The sequence below is a fragment of the Flavobacterium sp. UM26 genome (assembly GCF_057922445.1).
Genome location: NZ_JBVHCY010000006.1, coordinates 87,693 through 113,647 on the forward strand (window position 1 = coordinate 87,693; position 25,955 = coordinate 113,647).

The window sequence follows — 25,955 nt, forward strand, 5'->3', positions numbered from 1 at the left end:
ACAACTAAATTATGGAATTGTTTTGGGATTATCGTTTTAAAGCAATTAAAACTAGAATTACCCTTCTTATCTTTATACTATTACTTCAATCCTGTGCCACACATCAGGCACAATTTGGAAAAGAAGCCGCAAAAACAAGGACTACTAACGGCATTGACACCACAAAAATTGCCCATACTTTTTATTTAATTGGCGATGCTGGCAATGCCGACTTACCACTACCGCAACAAACGCTTGGACTCTTTAGCCAAAAGTTAGCTTCGGCACACAAAAATAGCACTTTATTGTTTTTGGGAGACAATATTTATCCCAAAGGAATGCCCAGCGACAAAGAACCTGAGGCAAAGGCCTTGGCCGAAACCAAATTGAATACACAACTGGCTTTGGCTAAAAACTTCAAAGGACAAACAGTATTCATTCCCGGAAATCACGATTGGTACAGTGGCATCAAAGGATTAGAACGCCAAGCGCAATACATCAGCACGAAATTAAATGATAAAAAAAGCTTTCTTCCACAAAAAAACTGTGCCATCGAAAGTGTAAAAATCAACAGTAATCTAACAATGATTGTGGTGGATAGCCAATGGTTCCTGGAAGATTGGAATCAGCATCCAACCATCAACGAGTTTTGTGACATCAAAACCAGAGAAGCTTTTTTCGAAGAACTTGAAGACCTTTTAAACAAAAATAGAGATAAAAAAGTGATTTTGGCTATGCACCATCCTTTGCAAACAAATGGGTCGCACGGCGGGCAATTTTCGCTAGAAAAACAACTTTTCCCTTTGGAACAAAAAATTCCGTTACCTATACTTGGGTCAGTTATCAATTTACTACGCAAAACATCAGGAATAAGTCCACAAGACATTCAAAACAAACAGTACACCATCCTGACCAAACGCATCAAAACCCTATTACAAGCCCACAATAATGTGGTAGTCGTTTCGGGACACGATCATAATTTACAGTACATTGACCACGACAACACCAAACAAATCATCAGTGGTGCTGGGTCAAAATCTGAAGCCGCAAGAGCCATTTTTCCGAATGATTTCTCCTATGGTGGCAATGGTTATGCTACTCTTTCTATTTATAAAAATGGTCGCATCACAGCTTCTTTTTTTGGAAATGAAAAAGGAAAAGAACAACTTTTATTTGAAACTACTCTTTTCGATTCGGATGAAAAAAGTGCTGTTGTAGCGCCAAAAGATTTCCCAAAAACCACTACTGTCTCGATTTACTCCCAAAAACAAACCCAAAAAAAAGGATTTTATAAGTTTCTTTTTGGTACACACTACAGAAAAGTATACAGCACCAAAATTACCGTTCCTACTGTCACTCTCGACACGCTTTATGGCGGTTTACAACCCAAAAGAGCGGGTGGCGGACATCAATCCAATTCACTGCAATTGGTAGACAAAGACGGAAAAGAATACGTAATGCGCGCCTTAAAGAAAAGTGCCACACGTTTTCTGCAAGCGGTAGCCTTCAAAGATCAATACGTAGTTACTGATTTTGAAGATACCTATGCCGAAGATTTCTTGTTTGACTTTTACACCACATCGCATCCTTATACGCCTTTTGCCGTGGGTAATCTTGCAGACAAAATTGGCGTCTACCATACCAATCCAAAATTGTTTTACATTCCAAAACACCATGCTTTGAAAGAATTCAATACCAATTTTGGTAACGAATTGTATATGGTAGAAGAAAGACCAAGTGACAGCCAAGCCGACAATGACTTGTTTGACAATCCCGATAAAATCATTGCTACCGATGAGTTGCTTAGCAATTTACACAAAGACGAAAAATACCAAGTCGATGAAAAAGCCTATATCAGAGCGCGATTGTTTGATATGCTTATTGGAGATTGGGACCGTCATAGTGATCAATGGCGCTGGAGTGCCTTCAAAGAGGGAAAAAATGTTATTTATAAACCGATTCCTAAAGACAGAGACCAAGCGTTTAGTAAGTACGACGGAGCGTTACTTTCCTTATTAATGAATATGCCCGCTTTACGCCATATGCAAACCTTCAACTCGTCTATTCGCAATGTAAAATGGCTCAACAGAGAGCCTTATCCATTGGATTTGGCTTTATTAAGAACTGCCACAAAGGAAGATTGGATTGAAGAAGCCAAATACATTCAAAACCATTTGTCTGATAAAGAAATAGAAGAAGGTTTTGCATCAATTCCAAATGAAATAAAAGGAGCCACTATCAACGACATCATTCAAAAATTAAAAGTCCGAATGCGAGACTTACCGAATTATGCCAAAGCGTATTATGAAGTGCTTCAAAAAACGGTAGTAATCGTCGGAACCAACAAAAAAGAACAATTTTCCATTTCGTTTCCTTCAAAAAACGAAGTTGAAGTGGTAGTCTCTCGTCTCAAAAAAGAAGGACCCGAATGGTGGTACACCAAACGATTTGACGCAAAAACCACCAAAACAATTTGGATTTATGGCTTGGATGATGATGATGTTTTTGAAGTAAATGGAAAAAACAAGTCTGGAATTTTACTACGCCTTTTGGGTGGACAAAATAACGATAGTTACACCGTAACGCATGGCAAAAACATTATGGTTTATGATTTTAAATCGAAACCTAACACTTATAATTTGGATGGAAAAACCAAAAAAGTAATCACAGATGATTACGACACCCAATATTACAATTATGAAAAACCCAAATACAATGCGATTTCTGGGCTTCCGTTTGGTGGTTACAATCCAGATGATGGCGTAAAATTGGGGTTGATTGCCAACTATACGGTGAATCGTTTTAAACAAAATCCATTTACCCAAAAACACATCCTAAAAGCCAACTACTTTTTTGCGACAAGCGGTTTCGAACTTTTGTACAACGCTCATTTCCCAAAGGCATTGGGCAATTGGGATTTAGATATAGCTTCTAAGTATACGAGCCCTAATTTTACTATCAATTTCTTTGGTTATGGGAACGAAACCATCAACAACGCCGAAACGTTTGGAATGGATTATAATCGTGTGCGTCTAAGAACATTATCCATAACTCCCTCTCTGAAAAAAATAGGAAGAATGGGCAGTGAATGGAACTTTGCAGCAATTGCAGAACGCATAACCGTTGAAGAAAGCACAAACCGTTTTATCAATACGCCGGGTGCGGTTAATCCAGAGGTTTTTGAAAGACAGAAATTTGCGGGTGTCAGTGCCTCCTATTCTTTTGAGAACTACGATTTGCCTGCGTATCCAAGTATGGGATTTGGTTTTTCGATAAAAGGAACTTGGAAAATGAATTTGGAAGAACTCAACCGAAACTTCACGGCTTTGGAGACCAAAATTAACCTCAACCATCGCCTAGATAAAAAAGGGAAACTAGTACTGGCTACAATTTTAAAATCGAAAATACTTTTTAATGACCATTACGAATTCTATCAAGGTGCCACATTAGGAGGAGATTATGACCTTAGAGGTTTTAGAAATGAACGCTTTTTAGGAAAACGTTCCTTCTATCAAAGCAGTGATATTCGTTGGCAACTGGGGAAAATCAAAAAAAGCTTGTTACCACTTTCTTATGGTCTTCTTGGCGGATTCGATTATGGCCGTGTTTGGCTCCCTAGTGAAAGTTCCAACAAATGGCACCAAGCCTTTGGTGGCGGTCTTTGGCTAAACGGATTGAATGTGCTAACTGCTAGAATTACTTATTTTAAAAGTAGAAACGAAGAAGCGAGACTTTCTGTGGGCTTAGGGTTTGGATTTTAATTGGCGTAACGAAGTCAAATACATTTTTGACCTTCCTTTTTTCTCGGCTTCCTCAGCGATTAGTAGTTGATTATTGTCGATAAAAGCAATGGACTCTTTTTGTGAAAAATGCCCCAAACCAAAAAGGGTTTTCGTTCCATTTAACACCGTTCCTCCTTTGAATCCTGATAACAAAAACACTTTGTCGTGGCAAAGCAAAACGATTTTGTCTTTATCAGGACTTAGTGCGGCTCCGGTGATTTGACAACTGTTGTAGGTGTAGCACGTTTTAATTTTTCCAATTAATTGCGCTTGTTGTGTTCCAGCCGCATTTCGGACTTTATACACTAACGAAGTACCGTCAAAATTTTTGCTTCTGTTTTTGGTAAACAAATAAAAATAGCCTTGGTATTCAATAAACGCTTCGGTATCGAAAAGTAGTGCCGATTTTTTGGGTGGAAATTCTTTTTGCTCCGGAAACGAAAAGGAAATTTTATAGTCCGCTTTTGCAGAAGATGCATTGAGTTTTGAAGATGCAATTTTGTAAATACACAAATCACGACGGGTGTTGTCATTGTTCCCAAAATCGCCAATGTAGACATTGCCTTGCGCATCTTTGGTCAACTCTTCCCAATCTACATTGGAGGCATTGGTGATGGTGCACGTCTTTTTGAGGTCACCCGAATTCGCATCTAAACCAAAAAGCACGTTGTCATTACCGCTATCTTCTAATCCCCAAATCATTTTGTTTTGAGGCTTGTATACCATTCCAGAAATCTCTTTTATTTTTTTAGGTAATTCAAATTGTACCGTCAAAACATTGCTGTCTTTTTGACAAGCTAAGCATAGAATTCCCATCAAAACTATAATTTCCTTTTTCATAATTAAGTCTTTAATATGGGCTCAAGTTAAGAAAGTTTACTAAAAAAGAGGCTTATGTAGCCTCTTTTAAACTGATATTAGTTATGACATTTACTTTTTTATAAACTTCCAAGTGGTGGCATTTGCTCCTATTTTGAGCGTACATAAATACAATCCTTTGGGTAAATTCGATAAATTGAGAGCTATTTTCTCTGCAGTTTGAACTTTTTTAGACCATGAAAAAACCTGAGCTCCTGAAGTAGAAAACACTTCTATGCTTGCCAATCCATCCATACTTTCGGGTAATTCGACCGTTAGCGTTGAATCGACCAATGTTGGATAAAACTGTACCTTACTCTTATTAAACTCATTTTCTTCCAGTACAGTACAGCCAGAAGAAATAACACCTGCTGTGGTTACGTTCAAGGTTGCACCCGCCCCACAATTTCCGTTAGCGACTGCTGCAGCTACATCAGCTACGGGTAAAACCGTATAAGCATAAGATGGTTTTGAGACCGAACCTACATTGGCACTTCCATTCATACAACCATCGAAAATGAGTCCAACCGTGCCTCCATCGGTGCTATTGTAATTACGATAAACACTCGCAATGTTTGCAAAATTGGTATTTTCAACATAACAAGTAGTGTTATTATTTCCGCCACCTAAGCCAATGGCTAACGAACCAGAAACCGTAGTATTGTAATAGCAATTTAATAAATGTAATTCTGCATTTCTGGCTCGAGGCATTCTTTCTTTGCAACCTTCAGCCCAATAGCAGTTTTGAAAAGTGATGCTGTAATGTCCGTCTGCAGGAAAATCCGACTTACTAGAACCTACCAAATTGGTAAAACGATGGTCATCTGCACCGCCAGGGCCGCCAGCTTTTGCCGGTTTTAAATAGGTAAACTTACACCAAGAAATGGTAGTATTGTCACCAGCTCCTTTATTATCAAAATTTCCGTCGGTGCCATCTTGAAACTCACAATGATCGACCCAAAGATTAGTACACTCAGAAGTGAGATTGTCTCTACCATCTACATCATAAGCACCAGGTCCTTCAAAAATAAGATTTCTAATAATCACGTTGTTTGAGCCTGGTTTTAGATAAAGAATTCCAGATCCAGTAGCTGTTTGATTAGTATTGACCAAGCGCGCTCCTTTTAAACCGATGATGGTTTTATTGGTAAGTGTTTCGCTAGTATAACTACAAGTAATCGTTCCAGAAACCAAAATAACTTGGGGAGTAGTCAACTTGATTGCTGCCTTAAATTCATCATAGGTAGTAACAGTTATGGGAGTAGCATTGCCACCACCGGTAGTGGCAGCTCCAAAGCCTTCGGGTTTAGACATATAATAATTTTGTCCGAAGGCAGCCAAAAACAGGAAAAAAAAGAAAGGTGTAAGTACTATTTTCTTCATAAAGTAAAATAATTTAGTAGGTTAAGATTTTGGGAAATCAGTGCAAAATACAATAATTTGACTTAATGTAATCCATTACCCAACCAGATAGTTCATTTTACTTTATAAAAAAGATTACATGATAAATCCCTCATTTTCTTGTAATAAGTGTAACACACCCATTTTTTTTGTTCTCTTTTTATAAGAAAAGAAATATGAAAAAAAATAAAATTTAAAGACTCATCTTATAAATGATTGAAATCTTATTTTAAGATTAAAAACATACCCCTATCTAAAAAGCGGAAAAAACATGTTTTGAATACAGAATCATGAACCTACCCCCTTTGTGATGGGTTTAATAAGTGAATAAGTGTCAAAAAAAAGCTACTATGCTTATAAAAAGCACATTAACTGTTTTTTAACCAAAACAGAATTGTGCACTTTTCGCTATTTTAGTACCTTTACACTGTGAAAAAATCAAAAAACATAGCATTTTTATTTCTTTTATTTTCATATTCTTTATTATGGACCCTAGACTGCTATTTAGACATAAAAGACTCTAAAGCAATAGAATGGACCGTAAAGAATGAAAATCAAAAAGAATTGGACTCCGAAGTTTTTTGGGTGTTCAAAGCTGAGTCTTTGAGTAAAACCAAAAAAGAATACTTCAGCATTCGTAAACCAAAAGTGATTATGGATTCTTTCTATACGACAGGGATTTATCTACAAAAACATTGTCCACCCCCAGAATGCTAGTTTTTTTTTCAGATTACAATTATTTAAAAAAACAATAACAACAAGAAAAAAATTAGTACTATGAGAACTTTTATAACTTTATTATTTTTAGCTATTTCTGCACCATTTTTTGCACAATCACATACTTTAGTAAAACATAATGGTGAAAAACTGAATGTGAATTACATCAAAACAGACAACAATTTAATCTACTTCAACTCAGGAAAAGATCAAGTAGAGCAAACGATAAGCACTTTTGCGGTAGCAGAATTGATCAACACTTCAACCAATACGACTACTAAAGTTTCTGATAAGATTGTGGTAAACGGTGAGCAAGATTACAACAAAGTAATTGTTATTGCTCCTAATGCAACTACTGGTTTATCTTCAGCTACAAATGGCTCAAAATTCGTTAACCGAGTAAAAGGACAAACTCCATTGGCTGTTCAACAACAAAACATCACTGCTTTGAAAAGAAAAGCTGCCAAAGAAGGAATTCCTTTTGTTTCATTAGCACAAAACAACAGAGCGGAATCAAGTGCTACGATGTACACTTACTAAATACCACTTTTACAAACAGAAAAAGCCGTTTCTTTGATAGAAACGGCTTTTCTGTTTAAACAAACAAATTAAAAAATAAAAACACGAAATTGATTCGCTTCCAAAGTCAAAGCTCCTAAACTAACCTTATTGTTTTGAACTTCATTAAGGAGAATCGAATTAAGTACACCATCTGTAGTATCATACTCAGTACCTTTTTTATTCAAATTTGAAGCATTTGCAAATTGAATAGTCGAAGTTTGAGTTTCAGCACTAGTATTAACCACGAGTAAAAAAGATTTACTTTTCCCCTTTACTAAATAGCACTGAACTTTAGGATTTACAGATTGAACGTCTTGCAAGTCAAATGAACCATTTGAATCCGCAAGCATGATATCGTTTATTGCTTTGACCTGTTTAAAATACGACATCATTCCTCTATCTTCAAAAAACTCCCACCACCATGACATAGGTAAAACTGGAGTTGGAGAAAATAGTCCCAGCCATAATCCGAGTTTAAAATCACGATCAAATTCTTTTCCAAAGGCATTAAAATCTATACTCCAATCCCAATGATATCCAGCTTCACCGATGACATAGGGCTTATTATATTTTGCTTTTTGGGTTGTTATTACCTCGGGAATAGCAAGTGTATTACAATAGATATGTTTTTGATTAAAATCTAGAGTTTGTATTTCATTTAATCCTTCTATCTCACGATGTGAAATAGACGTTGTAACAATATGATTGAATGGATCAATACTCTTTAGATAACTGCTCATTTCCTTATGCCAATCTGTAACCACCGCGTGACTAATATAGTCTTCTGGTTTTCCTTGATACATGGCATTATCTACTTCGTTAAAAAATTCCCAAGCACCAATGGAAGAACTATGCCCATACCTAGCCACCATCAATCGAAGTTTATTCTTATATTGTTTCCTTGCATTTGGTGATGTAAAAAAATCAGTAGGCGTTGCTGCGAAACCACCATTTTTAACATTATAACTACTAGTTTCCCATCCTGTACCCATAAGTCCCACGTGACTTTCTAATGCCAACATCATATATATACCCAAAGAATCACAAAGTTGCACTACATGATCCAAACGTTCCATACCTGATGGATTAAATGGCTTTTCTGAATTGACATATCTTTTATTGTTTTGGACTTGTTTCCAATCTACAGGTAAATTCCAATAAATCATCCAAGTTCTAAAGAAATTACCTCCGTTTTGGGCTAATTTCTTTAGCATAAAATCGTAGTTAAACCTAGGATTTTCATGCAATGTCTTAAAATATTTTGAATCATCTTCATCGCGTGATTCCCATCCTATATTCTCTCCAATTCCTCGAAACAAAGCACCATTATCTGTTTTAAATGTCCAATCGGTATTCATTCTTAAAAAGCCTAAGTCCTTAGATGGATTAGCAATGAAAGAAAGTTTTTTGGATTGCGAAATCAATCCTTTGCTGTTTTTATAGGAGCAGTAGTAAGTATACTTACCAAGTTCCATTGGTGCAAATCTAGCGCCCCAAACAGTGGGTTCCCCAGAATTACCAGAAACGTAAAAACAAGGCAGCGTTAACTGTTTGCCTGAAGGGCTGGTAAAATGCATATCTACCATAACTTCATCTTGATTATATGGATTCATCCAATTCCCTTTCACCTTAATTTGCCATTCTACTTTTTGATACAAAGAACATTTTTTATTCAATAGTTTTAAAGAGGTAACCTGAGCAAACAATGTCACATTGAAAAAAAAGAAAAAAGTACTAGCGGCAATAAATAATCGTTTAACTAGCATACTTCTATGGTTTTAAAACTTTTTCAATCATAGTAATCTCTTCATCGGTAAAAGAATAATTAGCAAGAGAAGCTAAATTATCGTTTAATTGAGTGACACTACTTGCTCCAATTAAAACGGATGTCACTCTATTGTCTTTGAGCAACCAAGCAATGGCCATTTGAGCAAGAGTTTGTCCTCGTTCTAATGCTATAGCATTGAGTTCCCCTATAGTTTTGAGAACATTAGGTGTAATCGCATCCGATTGTAATGCCCCGTGCTGTTTGCTTGCACGAGAATTTTCAGGAATCCCTCTTAAATATTTATTGGTAAGCAATCCTTGAGCCAATGGAGAAAATGCGATACACCCTACTCCATTATCTCCTAAAACCGTAATAAGTTCCTCTTCTACCCAACGCTCAAACATAGAGTATTTGGGCTGATGAATGAGGCAAGGAGTTCCTAAATCCTTGAGTATTGCGATTGCTTCTCGGGTAGCGGCTGCGGGATAATTAGAAATTCCTACATACAACGCCTTGCCTTGACGAACCAACTGAGCTAAAGCTCCCATAGTTTCCTCAAGAGGTGTTAAAGGATCGTATCGATGAGAATAAAATATATCTACATAGTCGAGATTCATTCGTTTTAAGCTCTGATCAAGGCTTGCCATCAGATATTTACGAGACCCCCATTCGCCATAAGGCCCTGGCCACATATCATAACCTGCTTTGGTAGAAATAATCAATTCATCACGATAAGCATCCAATTGAGAATGCAAAATTTTTCCAAAATTAGACTCCGCTGAACCAGGAGGTGGCCCATAGTTATTGGCCAAATCAAAGTGTGTAATTCCTTTATCAAAAGCGTTTAACACTATGCTTTCATAATTTGAATACACATCTACATTTCCGAAATTATGCCAAAGTCCCAAAGAAATGGCGGGTAATAAAAGTCCGCTATTACCTGTTCTTCGATACATCATTTCGTTATATCTATTTGCATTTGGTTGGTATTTCATAAAAATCTTTTCTAGATTAAAAATTAATTAACTTTAAGAATATTAGAGTAGCTAGAAGCGCCCGCTTTATTTACTCCTTTTACGCGATAATAATAGGCTTTTCCTGGGACTTTGGTTTCATCATAAAATAATTCAAGAGGATTTGCAGCACGATCCGATGGCTCAAATGTTTTTACATCAGCAATTACCGCATCCTCTATGCCAACTGCTAAAACATCCCAAGGTCCTTTTGGTGACTCACTTCGTTCTATCGTATAGCTTGCTGCGCCTGTTGCTCCTCTCCATGTAAATCCTTCTCCTTGTACCTTTAAAACTGGAGCTGGAGCTGGAACTTTTTCACTAGGAATCGCTTTACCAGCCATTAAAAAAGCATTTGCCTTTAGTAAATCCAGTAAGCGTTGTTCTTCATATTCATATCCTACTGAAAATCCGGGGACATGAAATGAGTTCACAGGAGTTCCCCCTTCGTTATGATAATACCATCCTCCATCTCGTCTATGCCCTCGTATGGACCACAGTAAACCACCTACAATAGGGCTATTTTGAATCGTAGTCATTAATTGACGAAGATTCTCGGTAGTACCCAATCCAAATTCATCAATCACCAACGGTTTTTTTCCTTTGCATTGGTTGTAGGATTCTAGAGCAATCTCAGCCAAATCAAAGGGTCGCCCCCCCATTTTGTTCCAATATTCATATAAATGATCACTTATTAGGTCAATATTTGGACTATCAATAAGAGCATTTCTATCGCAACCTCCTGCTTCCATAATCAAGTGATTAGGGTCAACAGATTTAATATAGGCTGCCATTTCTAGACTCCAAGCCAAAATTTTGGGCTCCCATTCTGAATAACTCAAGCCTCTATCTCCTGGATAGCTTCCGAATTCATTTCCTAATTGCCATGAAAAAATTGCTGGATCCTCTTTATAAAGCAAACCGTTTACGGTATTTTTTCTATTTAACATAAAATCTAGAAAATGCTTAAAATCGGCTTTTTGTTCCTCATCATACCAAAAAGAGCCTTTTGGTTTACCAGCTATCGTAGAAAACTCATCAACACCGCGAATACCTCCAAAAGTTTGTGAGGCTATAAAGGGAATTATTAATCGTACATCGTATTCATGACAAAGAGCGATAACTCTATCTAAGCATTTGAAAGCTTCTTCATTGTATTGTCTATGTCCTGAAATATAAACAGGCATGTCTTTGTCATCTGGACTATAAACAGATAAAGAAAAGGTTCGTGTAGCCCTTCCTCCTACACGTTGTAGTCCACTTAAAATGTCGCGTATTTCATATTCATCTGGAAATCTATTGGTTCTATCTAGACGAATTTGTGATTCATTTTGTTGAATATTTGGAGCAGCTAAGCTCATAAAACGAAATACCTTAGCCCCTTCATATACTTGATCACCTTTACGAGTGATGATGGGCCAATTCTTGGCAGGTGTAACTTTTAATTGAGCCAATACAAGCTGTGCCATAAGCAAAGGCGTAAACAACAATACGATATTAATTTTATAGTTCATTTTCATATATGTACATTTTTATTTTTATAGTTAATATTTGCTATCGCATTTTATTAATCGGTGTTTGTTTGCAACAAACCTTTTTTTAATGGCGATTTCATAATTTTAATCATGATTTTTAGCTTCAACAATTTCTATAGCTCTTTTTACGATTTCTAAGTCATTATATCCTCGAAATCCACTAAAACCAATTGATAATTTCGTACCATCAAAAAGTTCGATTGGCTGTCCTCCTTCCCATCCAAATAGATCAGGTTTATTGATTCCAAACGTTTCTTCTGAAAATTCTTCATTATAAAGACGTCTTTCATATTCTCCCGTTTTCATTCCAGTAATCCAAACTTGACTGCATTTGAGCCAGGCATTTTTAAAAAATTGACGTCCCATAATCTTATTATCTCCCCAAATATTTCCGTATACCAATCCCGTTTCATCTTGTATACAAACGGCTACGTTTCCATTTGCAAAGGCATCAAGTGGATTGACAGCGTACTCAGGAATAAGCTCATTTACTACATCAAAAAAATGATGTATAAATGTATTTAATTCATTTTTGTCCATAACTTTTATTTTTTTTCAACCTCTACCGTTGTTTTCTTACTAGAGGCGTAGGTTTTATATTCAATTTTGATATCATTTAAAGTATAATCGTTATCCATTTTAACGGTAAGCTCTTTGGTTTCACCGGGTAGCATTGTAACATAATTATCCGACCATAAACTAGGCAATAACTCCACATTAGACTGCTTGCCAACTACTTTAAAAGCTGCTAAAACTGCCACTGAATTTCCGCTATTTCTCAGTTTTACAGTAATGGTTCGATTTGCATCAAATGCTGACTCAGCCTTTACTTCAAGGTTGGGATCTGGTAGTGCATTTAAAGCTGTAAAATCATTATTCTCCTGCAGCCAATAGATATTATCGGCTATAGTTTTTCCTGTTGCTGAAAAAGCTTCCAATTTTAAAAAGGAAACTTCTTTTGAAGAAGGAATTACAATTCCAGTGTTCGTAGCACTATCTGGAAGAACGTTCAGCGTCTTTTCTGCCTCAAAAAATGGAATTCCAGTAGTAGAAACAAGTGTCGCTTTTACTCTAATATTGGTTTCAGAAGTAGGAAGCAATGAAATGAAATCGACTGACATCGTTGATTTATTTAATTGTACATGTACTTTTTCGCTGGCTTTTTTTGCACCATAATATCCTGCATGAGATTGCAAATACCAATCATAAATTTGCCATGTTAAACTTGGCCAACTTGAATTAGACTTCCATAAAAGCACACCACTTGCCGTATCCCACAACTGACGGTTGATAGACTCAATACTTGACTTATACACCTCATAATTCACCATTTGACATTTGCGAATATAAGTCTCCACCCCATTTTCTGTAGTTGCCTCGACACTGCCATAGTACTTTCGTACCATATCATCATAACTTGTAAACTTTCGGCTGTCCTCGCCTGGCCAGTTATTGGCATCATGATACGCCCATACCCCATCAATAGGGAATCTTTCCTTAGCAAAATCGCTGGTAGCCGTTGGAATAAAACGAACAATACTCTCATATTCTGGAACGCCACTTGGACCAATCTCACTAGAAAAGCCTTTCAATTTTGGGTGGGTAAAATAATCTTTGGGTTCGAGGGTGTGGTAGGGTCCTCCTCCATGCAAACCATCTCCGTCGGATTGTTTTAAATAATGACGAGAATCTCTCGCATCGTATTTTTTTAGAATGGTATTCACCAATACATCTTCCCTTGGATTCACACCTTCATTTCCACCACACCAAATGATTAAAGAAGGATGATTTCTGAGTTTTTTTACAATTTCAATAGATGTTTTTGTAAACAAAGACAATTCTGGCTGATACCCCGGTGTATTTTTATAAGTGCCCCAAAAGTCATTTAAAAAATCTTGCCACATTAGGATTCCATATTTATCCGCAGCATCAAACAAAGCCTGTGGTGGTACTCCGGTAGGTCCCCAAACGCGCAACATGTTAAGATTTGCATTAGCGGTGAGTAAAATCTCTTGTTCATAACGGGAATGATTCCAATTCAACATCATATCGATTACCCAATTACCTCCTTTTGGATATATTTTTCGTCCGTTAATTTTGTATACCCGTTCTGCCTCGCTTATATACGTTTCCACTTGACGAATCCCGAAAGATGTTGATTGTTCCGATATAGCATTCCCGTTTTCAACTAACTTTACATTTGCCGTATAAAGATTTGGCTTGCCGTATCCTGCAGGCCACCAAAGATTTGGATTTGCAATGGTTAACAGCTTGCTCACACTTTTATCAATTAGAATTTCCTTTGTATCTAATGCATGAACAGAATAAGGCACATTAACTGAAAAAACTGCCCCATTTTCAAACGTGACATTGGCATTTACAACACCTTTTTTTTCTTCATTCGAATGATTTTGAATGGTAGCAGAAATAGCAATATCTGCTAAAGAAGTATCAGGTAAATAGAGTTTTGAGCTTACGTATAAATCACTCAGTTCTACGTTTGATGTTGACGAAAGGAACACATCCTCAGTAAGCCCCATATCGCGATCGCGAATAGCGGGTTGCCAATCCCAACCCATAACATCCCATTTGGTATAATCTCTACTAATGACTCCATCTGCCATATTCTGACCAGGGTCGGAAAGTGGCGCAAGTGGTTCAATGGCTGGTTTTCCTGGATGGTCCGGAGGATAAATCGAAACCGCAAGAACATTCTTCCCTTTAGCCTTTAAATATTTAGAAACATTAATTTTAAAAGAACGTTCCATTCCTACAATAGCGTCTTTATCGCCTATTTTTACTCCATTTAACCAAATCTCTGCTCGATAATTGATTTCGCTAAAATTCAACCACCAAATTTTGTTTTTCAAATCTTTAGGCGATTCAAATTCTGTTCGAAACCAATAAGGTTGACTCCAAGGGTTTTTGTTTGGAATATGGCTATACCGTAACAAATCGTACTCGCGATTATAATCATCATTAGCATCTGGTATAAGCATATTATTTTTGGCTACATACGGATTGGGATACCATCCATTGCGAACCAATGCAGTCAAAGCGGTTGCTGGAAGCGTTGTTTGAGACCATTTTTTTGTATCTAAATTAGATGAGGATATTAATTTTCCTTCAACCCCAACTTCTTGTGAAGATTTTACTTTCCAATTGTATCGTAACAACACATCCCCTTCATTTATTCTTGCCAAAGGTTTATCATCGATGGTAAAATTGCTTGTTTTGCTTGTTATATTCCCTGATTTAGTGATAGCTACAACTTTCCAAACGTGTTTTCCAAACGAAAGAGGAAATGGTACTGTAGAGTTACGACTACCTTCTACAGTCTCCATCTTTATATTATCGATGTAAATATCGTATTTTGAAGCTGCAATTTGGCTCCAAACCAGCGTTGGTCTATTGTTCTTAAACATTGCATTGTTGTCAGGTGCAATCAATTTCAAGCTTTGACCATAGCCTAAAGAACAAAGCAACAGGAGCAATAATGAGAGACCGTATTGTTTAAAAATGTGATTCATATACAAAAATTTATTTGTTAGGAGTCGTATTAAATGTTTGGTTACGACAAACCGTTAATTTATTTCGATTTTATTAAACTCTATTTAAATTCCTCAACGAGCAAAAAATCAAGAAAGCCCCAATTTGCTCCTCGGTTATACTTAAACGTAATCAAATGCGGACCCGCTTTTTCAAAAGTTACTTCGCCAACAGTAGCTTGATCCCAATAATGCCAATTTCCGGTACTTACAGGTAATTTTAGTTTTGCTTTTGGTATTCCATTTACCCACAATTCAGCTGCGTTGTCCTCATTGCTGTAAATGGTTATGATTCTATACCTACCTGCTTTTAAAACATCTACGGTATAATTGGTCCATTCCCCATCCTCTTCCCATCCTATATACAATTGATTTACTTTAGGATCTACCTTGTTAGGATGATTAAAATCTGCCCAATCTTTGGTATAGGATATGTCAACGCCTTCCTTTTCGCGGAAAAAAGCAACATAAGGTGTTACGCCCGGACGATGGTGCCCATTTGTGTGGTTTAAGACTGCACCATCATTGGTTACGGTAGTGTCATGATAAGCAACTCCTTCTCCTCCTTCATCATAAAATGCCAACTCCATTCTGCCTGGAATTGTTTGCATCGAAAACGAAGAAATCCCATCTATAAAGGGTTTCCCTTTGTAATTCAAAGGTATTTGAGCCCAAAGAGAAAAACCATTAGTGCATACTATCCCTACTATAAAACACCACTTTATTTTCCAAAAATTATTCATTGCCATAGGGTTCAAAATTTGAAATCATTACGTTATCAAAATCAGCATCAATACTACCTACTGTTTTTGCCTTGCCTTTGCGTAAGCCTATCTCAAAACAGCGTACTTCGGTAGTTTTAAAATTAGGTTGATTGCCTCCTTCTTTTCCCCATTTTTCATAGCTAAGTTTGGAGAGATTGTATTTGTAAAAGGTCCAATTATTGGAGGTTATTAGCGTCATATCCTTACATCCCCATTTACCTTTATGATTAGCACTCAATACCATTGGATGTACGTAAAGAGTATCTTTATTGTTAACTCTACACCAAAAAGACAACCAAATTGTATTACCAAACGATTTTCTATAGCTCTCCATTTTTGGGTTTCGAAGTGAATCTATTTTGAGATCGGTAAACCAAGTATACTCACCCTCTTGACTTGAGTAAGGCCACTGCACATTCAAATATGCTCGCGAAGCAACTGAGTTTAGATCTTTACCACCGGTTCTGAATTCAAATTTTACTTTATCATTATAGCGCCACCATTCTTTGGTATTGGGTCTATCATCATAACTTAAAAGAATCGATTTTTCTTTTTTAATAAAAGAAAACGATAAGACTGCAAGGAGAAAAAAGAAGATTACTCGTTTCATATTGTACCTATTTAATTTATTTGTGCTATATCCACATTCCACCCTTCATATTGAAAATTGATTGTATCTTTTGAGTAGGCCTCAATAGGAATTCTGACTTCGATAGTTTTAGAAGCACCAGGTGTTAGCGATACATAATTATCATTAGCCCAGAATGGTAAAACGCGTTCACCACTTTTGTTATAATGTCCCATAAGGCGAACCATCAAGGCTACTTGGTCGCTACTGTTTTTCAATGCAACCTTAACGTTTACCTCATTTTTGGATTTTACAGTAGTTATAGAAGCCGATATTTTTGCTTTGCTAATGGACTCCAACGCTTGATAATTCATATAATCCGTTCCTCGCCAATAAAAATTATCCGATAACAGCTCGCCACTTTGATTGAACCATTCTGCCTTGACAAATTGTACAGGTGTACTCGAAGCTGTAAAATCTATTTTCCCAACATCAATCACAGCATTGGAAGGACAATCCAACTGTTTTTCTAGCTTTGAAACTTGCTTCCCATTTAAATCAAAAACCTGAATAACAACACGGCTTTGGCCAACATCTTTGAATGTATTATTAACAATTTGAACTTTCTCATTATCGGCGCGCCATAGGATATGAAGGGGTTCCCCTGCCTTTTTAAAAGCATAATAAGCAGCCGTAGCATCCAAATAATAATCATAGGTTTGACAAATTAACGATGGCCAAGCGGGATGAGACATCCAAACCAATACGCCTGGTCCACGATTACTTTGCCAACTCTCAAACATCGCTTTTGGTCCTTCCATATTGAGCATTTGAGCTTTTTTACAGAAGTCTTTGGCATCTTTAGGAAAACCATAGCTTTTAATCATATCGTCATAAAAAATAGAAACTCGTGGTTGTGTCCAATCATGTAGCCCCCACAAATCATTAATTGGCCAAATTTTATCCTCTGGCATCATAGCCACCAAACTTTCATAATTTGGAGGAGCCACAATTCCTTGTTCGCTATGAAAAGTAGTCCCTCGTTCTGTGAAATACCATTTGGGGTCTTTGGTTTCATAAGGTCCTAAACCAGTAACTGGTGAATGAGCAGAACTTGACAAATACAACCGTGTTGGATCTAATGTAGTCGTAGCAACAGTCATTGCTGAATCGAGAACTGCTGGGGGATAACCTTCGTTTCTACCACACCATAAAGCAATAGAAGGGTGATTACGAAGTCTCAAAATTTTGTCCTCAACTGTAGCAATGAATAAGCTGTTATCTTTTGGATGCGGGCCATCAACCGGATTGGCCAGCCAAAAATCATCCCAAACCAATATTCCATATTTATCACAAGCAGTATAAAATTCGTCGTGTCCTACACTACCAATCCAGTTACGAATCATGTTCATGTTCATATCTTTATGCAGTTTAACACGAGTATCAAACCCTACACTATCGCATTGTAACATGGATTCTGCCATACCCCAATTTCCACCTTTTACAATAATAGGCTTTCCATTTACCGAAATCCTGAGATTACTGTTATCGATAGTATAAGAAAAATGCCTGATTCCAAATTCAATTTTTTTCTTATCGGATAAATTGCCTTGTACATAAAACTCCAGTTTACAATGATATAGTGGTTGTTCTCCATAACCATTAGGCCACCATAATTTAGGATTTTTAATTCTTAGAGCACTTGTTTGATCCGAACTAAGCTTGACGATTTTCTTTTCATTGGGTAAAAGTGTCACCGGCCATTCAAACTTTTGCCCTTCAATCATCCCAACCAAAAAACCTGTAACCGATTGATTTTTAGCATTATTTAGCTCACATTCTAATTTTATATTTGCTAACGTAGTATCCGGTAAGTTGAGCGAAGTACTAACAAATGGGTTTTCAATGCGTACATCATCTGTGAAATTCAAAAAAACATCATTCCAAATCCCGATGTTTCGACCACGAATGGTTGGCATCCAATTCCATCCGATACTTGCCAAAATTGCAGGGCTATCCAATCCAATACTTCCACCATTCCCATCAGGATCCTTCAAATGCTGTTCTGTAACCTCACCTGGATTGTCATTTTTATGGATTAAAACTGCCAACCCATTGGGTTTCCCAAATTGAACAAATGGAGTGATTTCGTATACAGTGCGCTTGTAAACCCCTTGAGACTTTCCTAAAAAATGCCCATTGAAATAAATATCACCTTTCCAATTCACACCATTAAAGTGTAGCCAAATTCGTTTATTTTTTTTAGCTTCAGAGACAACAAACTTGGTTTGATACCAAAAATTAGAAGTGAAAAAACTTTCAGAAATCATCAATTGCTGATTGGAATAATTGGGATCTGGTACAGCGCCATTAGCAATATAATTTGACAAAACAGTTCCGGGCACAGTTGCCGAAATCCATCCATTGGCGACAAAAGTAGCTTTCGAAATTTCTTCTCCTTTTTGACCTACAAATGCAGAATGCTGAATAAACCAATTCCTTCCGTTTAAGGATAAATCACCTTTGACTTCGTATTTAAGTTCGGGAGGAAGAACCAATGGTAATACCTTCCCATACACCTCCAATTCTGCTATTTCGAAATAATCATTTTCAGTAATAGCATCACATTGGATTTTAACAAATCTGCAATTGGTCTTTGCAATAGAAATTATATTCTCATCGTTGCTCGAACTTGCTTTTGCAGTTACTTTTTTCCAGTTTACGGGTGAATACGGATTTCCTTCTGCTGAAAGTTCGACGCTAAACAAAGAGGCCTTTTTAGCACCCCATTTTACAATAATTTTAGAAACAGAAGTTACACCGCCTAAATCCACATAAATCCAGGATATTTTTTCTTTTTTACTCCTCCAAAAAGTAGAAAGGTGTCCATCTGTTGCAAGATGAGCAACATGATTATAATCACTCGCATTAGATTGATAGCATGCTCGATGTAATGCAATATTCTTTAAATTATCTGCAAAAACAGCAGTAGACAGAGAAAATAATATATAGAAGGATAAAGATAATTTGAAATTCATGAACAGTAAATTAAAGGATTCATTTTTTTAGACATGCTAAGATGAATACCAAAATTACCACATGAATCTATTTTTAATTAATAGTATTATAGCTAAAAAACATACTATATTATCATTTTTTCTCCTCAAAAAAAATGCTATTAATTATAAAACGAATAGTAAATTACATTAAATACAATCTGTAAGTAACGACAAACAAGAAATCAAAATATTTTTTTTGACCCTACAAATTTATTTCTAAACTCAGTCGGTGTACAATTTTTGCTCTTTTTAAAAATTCTATTAAAATTGGATATATTATTAAAGCCACAGTCAAAACAAATTTCATAGACACTTTCATTGGTTTCGATAAGTTTTCTGGTTGCAACACCTAATCGTAGTTCGTTTACAAATTCCACAAAAGTTTTACCGGTTTGTTGTTTAATCAATCTACTAAAAGAAACCACGGTCATATTGACCATCTCAGCAGCTTCTTCTAAACGAATTACTTCGGCATAATTTGATTTTATGTGATTGAAAATTTTTTCAATTTTCACACTTTTAAAAGAATCCGAATGTTCCTTGAAGGAGTTACTTGCCAAAAGTTGTTGGTTTTTGGAAATCGCCATTTCGTAAAGCAAGGATTGAAAATTCAAGAAGTTTTCAAACGGATTAGTACCATTTAAAGAGGATAATTTTGACTCTAATTTTATAGTCGTTTCCGTTGAAAACAAAATTCCTCTTTCAGATGCTTCAAACATCTTTTTGATGGGTTCAAGAATATTTTTATTCAATAAAAGTGAATCAAATAAATTATCTGGAAACTGAATAGTTATTTCATGGGTAATTTCGTTTGGATCTTTTTTATAATCTTCCCATCCATGATACAAATTTGGACCAACCATTACCAATTCATAAGTACCAATTTCTCCTACATGATCTCCAACTGTTCGCTTGACACCTTGCGCATTATAAATGAAATTTATTTCATATTCTGGATGAAAATGAATAGGAAAATCAAAGCTAGTTTTCGATCTTTCAAAAACCAAAAAACAATCTTGTTGGTTTAAAGGTGTTATTTCTCTGTGAATATCCATGTAATATAAATTTTATAAAAAAGAGCATAAACTGATAATATAGTACACTTTTACAAAACAAATATAGCATATTATAAATAATGTAATCAACTTTTAAAAAAATAAGCCAAATTACAAAAACAAATCACTGATTATCAATGTTTTAAATATCAAACCAAATAAAATAAAAATATAAATCAACTAAAATTTGTTAAATATTTACACACACAAGACATAACAACATTAAAATATCACAATTTTTTTAGTTACTTTTTTAAAAATTTGATTTTTTTACCTATCTATTATTATCTATATATTAATTAACATATTCAAAATTACCCACAAAAGTAAAAATTGTATTAGTTTTTGAAATAAAAATATCATTAAACTCATTTACATTATTCTACTTTTGATTTAATAGTTTTAAACACTATTGAATCCATTTTTAAAACCATTTTTTATTAACCAATAAAGCACATAATTACAACAAGAAGTAGTTATTACTTTTGACCAAACCATTTTTATTATGAAAAAAAAACTTAGAATTTTTTTACTGTTTTTTTTAAATGTTTTGTCTTGGAGTTCTTTTGCCCAAGTAAAAACAATATCAGGAACAGTGACTGATGCAAGCAGAGTTCCTATGCCAGGAGTTTCAATAACAATTAGTGGTACAAAATATGGAACCATAACTGATTACGACGGAACTTTTAGCATTAAAACTAATAGTCCACAAGATGTACTAGTAATCTCTTCTACTGGTTACAAAACTCAAAAAATCACTGTTGGTTCCAACATCTCACTAAAAATCACTCTTGTAACCGATGTAACAGAATTACATGATGTTGTAGTTGTTGGTTATGGAACATTAAAGAAAAGTGATGTTACGGGAAGTGTGGGCAAAGTTAGTGTACCCGACATGCAAAAAGTAACATCTATCGACGCCGCAAGAGCCTTACAGGGTCGTGTTGCTGGGGTTAATGTGCTTTCCAATTCAGGAAGTCCGGGAGCTGGTGTAAGCATTCGTATACGAGGTATAGGTACGATCAATAACTCAGACCCACTCTATGTTGTTGATGGTTTTCCGATGGGAGATATCAGTCACATTGCGCCGTCAGATATAGAAAGCTTGGAAGTGTTAAAAGATGCTTCTGCAACAGCAATTTATGGTTCTCGCGGTGCAAATGGGGTGATTCTTGTTAAAACCCGCACTGGAGGTAAGAACTCTAAAACCGAAGTAATAGCTACAGCCCTAACCGGTGTTTCTGTACCTAATAAATATCTAGATCTTGCAGATGCAACTCAATTTGCTACGGCACGTAAATCTATTGGATTAGATGACGACATCATTAATTATGTCTTAGATCAACAAGCTGCTGGAAATTATTTAAAAGGAACAGATTGGCAAAAAGCAATTTATCGTCAAGCTCTAAATAATCGTTTTAATGTGGCTGTTTCTGGCAACAAAGACTCTTATTCTTTTGATCATGGATTTACAACATCGCATGAAGAAGGTATTGTTAAAGGCACTAAACTAGACAAACTCATGTTTCACTCCAATAACAATGTGAAACTGACCGATAAAATCAAACTAGGATTAAACTTTAATTATGTGCATTTTGAGAGACCCGGAGAAAGAAATGATTTCTATAGTGGTACAATCCCTGGAGCTTTACGTTCTGACCCAATCTCTGTTCCATTTGACAGCTATACTAATTTCTTTGGAGAAATCTACTATTCTCAAGCTGCTACAAATCCCTCTTTGGCTATTTATTTAGCCGAAAAACAAAAAAATGTTGGCAACAGATATATGGGTAATTTCTACTTACAAGTAGATGACATATTCACCGAAGGTCTTTCGTTCCGCACTCAGTTTGGTAGCATTATGGATTATAATGAAACGAAAACTTACACCCCTCAGTACTTTATCACACCAACGCAAAAAAATGATGTTTCATCATTGTATCAAAGTAGAGGACAAGGCTTGAATTGGGTATTTACTAACTATTTTTCATACAACAAGAAACTAGATAAATTGAATATCAATTCTACTTTAGGAATGGAAATGCAAGCCAACAAATACTCTGATATTTGGGCTACAGGTTATGATGTACCTGAATCTGCTTCACTGCAATATCTAGGTGCACACAAAAATGCGGTTCTATTTGGTTTAGGAGGAGGACAAAGCGAAAACCGTTTGGAATCTTTTTATGCACGTGGAAATTTTTCATGGGATAACAAATATGTAATTACAGCTACGGTTAGAGCCGATGGAAGTTCAAAATTTATGCCTGATCAACGCTGGGGAACTTTCCCATCCTTTGCTGCGAGTTGGAACATCAACCGAGAAAAATTCATGTCGAACCTTGAAAGTACGCTTCCTACTTTAAAACTTAGAGCTGGTTGGGGACTAGTAGGTAACCAAGGTAGTGCCGGTAACTTTGATTATGTATCAAGTGTAAATGGCGGTTATAATTATGCCTTAAATGGCCTTCCGGTTGAAGGTGCTGTACAGCTACAATTAGCAAATACAGAACTTACTTGGGAAAGCTCAGAGCAATTTAATGTGGGGTTAGACTTTGGATTATTCAACAATAATCTTAGAGGAACAGTGGATTATTTCATTCGTAATACCAATGATATGATTCTTTCTAAACCTATTCCAACTTATGCAGGTAAAAGAAGACCAGCTGTTAACGCGGGTACTATGCAAAATAAAGGGTTTGAATTTAGTTTAAATTATGCCAACAATAAAAATGAGTTCAAATATGATTTTGGTTTAAACTTAGCCATGATTAGAAACAAAATAACAAGTTTAGCTGGTGGTGACCCTATTCGAAGTGGTGGTGTAGGTAGATTAGGAAATACTACAAAAACAGAAGTAGGACGAGAAATTGCCTATTTTTATGGTTATCAAACCGATGGGCTTTTCAAAACCCAAGCCCAACTTGATGCCTACCAAATCAACAATGTACCTATTCAACCTAATGCAGGACTGGGAGATGTGAAATTTGTAGACAGAAATGGCGATGGAATAATCTCAGAATTGGACATGACGTATTTGGGTAGTGCAAGTCCTGATTTAACAGGTGGTTTAAACATCAACCTGTCTTATAAAGGATTTGATATGGTTATGTTTTTTGTAGGATCATATGGAAATGAGATAGTAAATTCAATGCGTCAAACGTTGTATAACTCTAAAATGTTCGAAACAAACATTAGTAGAGACATGGCCGTTAATTCATGGACTCCAAATAATCCTAATTCTAATATCCCAAGATTAAATGCTGCTGATTTAAATAGAAATACTGAAAATTTCTCAGATCTTTATGTAGAAGACGGTTCTTATATTCGATTAAAAAATATTCAGTTTGGTTATTCAATTCCAGCTACAAGTTCTAAAAAAATTGGAGTTAAAAACTTAAGATTTTACACCACCATAGATAACTTGTTAACCTTTACAAAATACACCGGACTAGATCCAGAATTATTCGGACTATACGGAAATCCATTTTACTATGGAATTGACATGGTTAATTACCCTCAACCAACCACCTATTCATTTGGTGTAAATATTAATTTCTAAAAATCAAAAACTAATTGTTATGAAAAAAGCAAAATACTTAATCCTATTCACCGTATCAATTCTAGGTTTTTGGAGTTGTTCAGACTTCCTAGATGTTGAGCCACAAGGAGCAGAGAATAGTGGAAACTTTTTTGACACACAAGAAAACGGTGTTCGAGCAATTATAGGTTTATATGACATGCTACAACTTGATGAAGGAGCTGGTCCTGATGGTCAATGGATGGGACATCACCATGATTTTTTTCTAAGTGATATTCGCTCAGATGATGCCGAAAAAGGAAGTAATGATGGTGATTATGGAGCCATGTGGGAAATGATAGAATTTTCTATGACACCACAAATTGGTTTTGCAAACGACTTTTGGATACATGGTTTTTGGGGGGTATCTCGTGCCAATTATGCCCTTGACAATCTTCCTAAAGTAAGCTGGAACCCTGCTGTTCGTGATAGATTAATAGGAGAAGCATCCTTTATGCGAGCTTATTTCTACTGGTATTTGGTTCGTGCTTATGGCGGAGTACCACTTTTTACAACCACAGTCAAACCATCCGATTTTGGTAAAATTAAAAGAGCCACACTAAATCAATGCTATACACAAATTGCTGAAGACTTAACCAAAGCCATCAATTTATTACCAGAAAAAAGTGCCATCCCATTAGCTGAAACCGGAAGAGTGAGCAAAGGTGCAGCAAGAGCACTCCTTGCCCGTATCTATATGTATCAAATCGGGACAGACAAAGAAAATAAAATCACTTGGCAACAAGTTTATGACCAAACTAATGCAATTATTAACTCAGGCGAATACTCTTTAGTTCCAAATTATGCAACTTTATGGGAAACCGAAGGTGAAAACTCCTCAGAATCGATTTTCGAAATTCAATTTGGTGTAGGAGCTAGTGATTTAGCTCCGGGTTCAATAGGAACAAATTTCTATAATTTCCAAGGAAACAGAAAAGATGACTCAGGATGGGGATTCAATAACCCAACACCCGACTTAGTAGAAGCCTACAATGTATCTGTAACTAACGACCCTCGTTTATCATGTGTAGTTTACGGAGAAAGTTTTAACAATGGGGTTTTATATGGTACTAAAAGAAAATACGACCGTAATGAACAAGGTTCGGATTGGTTGAATAGAAAAGCGGCTCTTCCGGTTAAACCTGCTCTTGCAAAAGCAAGCGATAGAAACATAAAAATTATTCGTTATGCCGATGTTTTATTAATGCATGCTGAAGCTAGTTGGTACCTTAGTAAATTTAGTGAAGCAACTTCTAAACTAAACATGGTAAGAAATAGAGCTCGAAACAGTACCTATTGTAAAGGGTATGCTGAGGGTAAAATGGACTATAGTGCAGCTCCTAGTTCAGTAAATCTTCCTGATATCAATTCATCAGGCAATCAATTACTTGCTGATATTTGGAAAGAAAGACGCTTAGAATTGGCCATGGAACAAATTCGTTTTTATGACTTGGTAAGAACCGGTAGGTATTTCAATGTCATAGACAATGAAAAAAATATTCGTCGTGCTCCAGGAAGTAATTATGGATTGGGCGTAAGACCTTATAAGCAATTCCCAAACATAAAAGCTAGTGGAATAGCCAAATCAATTGATGGTCCAAATGGCAATAAAGTTCCTTTATTACCAATCCCTCAAACCGAAGTACAAGCATGGAATCTTGAACAAAATACTGGATATTAGTAACACACTTATTCAAAACTACTATGATGCAAAAAATTAGTTAGATCCAAAAACCAATATTGCCTCGTACAAGTTTTTGATTAAAA

General features: G+C 36.0%; 16 protein-coding genes. 5 read left to right on the plus strand and 11 right to left on the minus strand.

Going from position 1 to position 25,955, the window contains the following annotated elements:
- Window positions 1–11: 11 nt before the first annotated feature.
- On the plus strand, window positions 12–3,740 hold the full coding sequence (locus tag ACZ1AQ_RS08750; RefSeq protein WP_489632535.1) for a metallophosphoesterase: 3,729 nt from the start codon (window positions 12–14) through the stop codon (window positions 3,738–3,740).
- Here the strand turns inward: ACZ1AQ_RS08750 and ACZ1AQ_RS08755 are convergent.
- A complete protein-coding gene (locus tag ACZ1AQ_RS08755) occupies window positions 3,723–4,601 on the minus strand; it encodes a hypothetical protein (protein WP_489632536.1) in 879 nt (292 codons plus the stop codon). The two genes, ACZ1AQ_RS08750 and ACZ1AQ_RS08755, sit on opposite strands and share 18 nt — an antisense overlap.
- Window positions 4,602–4,691: 90 nt before the next feature.
- Complete coding sequence (locus tag ACZ1AQ_RS08760) at window positions 4,692–6,002, minus strand: pectate lyase family protein (protein WP_489632537.1); 1,311 nt, start codon at window positions 6,000–6,002, stop codon at window positions 4,692–4,694.
- A 447-nt stretch (window positions 6,003–6,449) separates the two neighbouring features.
- On the opposite strand from ACZ1AQ_RS08760, the gene ACZ1AQ_RS08765 reads away from it, so the two are divergent.
- Together ACZ1AQ_RS08765 and ACZ1AQ_RS08770 are read left to right on the plus strand one after the other, a co-directional pair.
- Complete coding sequence (locus ACZ1AQ_RS08765) at window positions 6,450–6,737, plus strand: hypothetical protein (RefSeq protein WP_489632538.1); 288 nt, start codon at window positions 6,450–6,452, stop codon at window positions 6,735–6,737.
- Between the two features lie 60 nt (window positions 6,738–6,797).
- On the plus strand, window positions 6,798–7,277 hold the full coding sequence (locus tag ACZ1AQ_RS08770; protein WP_489632539.1) for a hypothetical protein: 480 nt from the start codon (window positions 6,798–6,800) through the stop codon (window positions 7,275–7,277).
- A gap of 68 nt (window positions 7,278–7,345) precedes the next feature.
- On the opposite strand, the gene ACZ1AQ_RS08775 is transcribed toward ACZ1AQ_RS08770, so the two are convergent.
- The 9 genes from ACZ1AQ_RS08775 to ACZ1AQ_RS08815 form a co-directional block, all read right to left on the minus strand.
- Window positions 7,346–9,064, minus strand: a complete 1,719-nt coding sequence (locus ACZ1AQ_RS08775; RefSeq protein ID WP_489632540.1) for a DUF5060 domain-containing protein — start codon at window positions 9,062–9,064, stop codon at window positions 7,346–7,348.
- A 4-nt stretch (window positions 9,065–9,068) separates the two neighbouring features.
- On the minus strand, window positions 9,069–10,061 hold the full coding sequence (mgrA, locus tag ACZ1AQ_RS08780; protein WP_489632541.1) for an L-glyceraldehyde 3-phosphate reductase: 993 nt from the start codon (window positions 10,059–10,061) through the stop codon (window positions 9,069–9,071).
- A gap of 23 nt (window positions 10,062–10,084) precedes the next feature.
- Complete coding sequence (locus tag ACZ1AQ_RS08785) at window positions 10,085–11,599, minus strand: glycoside hydrolase 5 family protein (protein WP_489632542.1); 1,515 nt, start codon at window positions 11,597–11,599, stop codon at window positions 10,085–10,087.
- Between the two features lie 99 nt (window positions 11,600–11,698).
- A complete protein-coding gene (locus tag ACZ1AQ_RS08790) occupies window positions 11,699–12,154 on the minus strand; it encodes a hypothetical protein (protein ID WP_489632543.1) in 456 nt (151 codons plus the stop codon).
- A 5-nt stretch (window positions 12,155–12,159) separates the two neighbouring features.
- A complete protein-coding gene (locus ACZ1AQ_RS08795) occupies window positions 12,160–15,144 on the minus strand; it encodes a glycoside hydrolase family 2 protein (protein WP_489632544.1) in 2,985 nt (994 codons plus the stop codon).
- An 80-nt stretch (window positions 15,145–15,224) separates the two neighbouring features.
- Window positions 15,225–15,911, minus strand: a complete 687-nt coding sequence (locus tag ACZ1AQ_RS08800; RefSeq protein ID WP_489632545.1) for a carbohydrate-binding protein — start codon at window positions 15,909–15,911, stop codon at window positions 15,225–15,227.
- Window positions 15,898–16,536, minus strand: coding sequence for a hypothetical protein (locus tag ACZ1AQ_RS08805; protein ID WP_489632546.1), 639 nt, complete (start codon window positions 16,534–16,536; stop codon window positions 15,898–15,900). The genes ACZ1AQ_RS08800 and ACZ1AQ_RS08805 overlap by 14 nt, the downstream gene beginning before the upstream one ends.
- Before the next feature lie 11 nt (window positions 16,537–16,547).
- Window positions 16,548–19,532: a glycosyl hydrolase 2 galactose-binding domain-containing protein gene (locus ACZ1AQ_RS08810; RefSeq protein WP_489632547.1), complete on the minus strand. Its 2,985-nt coding sequence runs from the start codon at window positions 19,530–19,532 to the stop codon at window positions 16,548–16,550.
- Window positions 19,533–19,735: 203 nt separating this feature from the next.
- Entirely contained in the window at window positions 19,736–20,608 is an 873-nt protein-coding gene (locus ACZ1AQ_RS08815; protein ID WP_489632548.1) for an AraC family transcriptional regulator, read from the minus strand.
- Window positions 20,609–21,113: 505 nt separating this feature from the next.
- Between ACZ1AQ_RS08815 and ACZ1AQ_RS08820 the strand changes: the two genes are divergently transcribed.
- Window positions 21,114–24,170 (plus strand): SusC/RagA family TonB-linked outer membrane protein, encoded by a 3,057-nt coding sequence (locus ACZ1AQ_RS08820; RefSeq protein ID WP_489632549.1) that lies wholly within the window; start codon window positions 21,114–21,116, stop codon window positions 24,168–24,170.
- A gap of 19 nt (window positions 24,171–24,189) precedes the next feature.
- Window positions 24,190–25,869 carry a RagB/SusD family nutrient uptake outer membrane protein gene (locus ACZ1AQ_RS08825; RefSeq protein WP_489632550.1) on the plus strand — a complete coding sequence of 560 codons (1,680 nt, stop codon included), beginning with the start codon at window positions 24,190–24,192 and terminating at the stop codon, window positions 25,867–25,869.
- Window positions 25,870–25,955 lie beyond the last annotated feature (86 nt).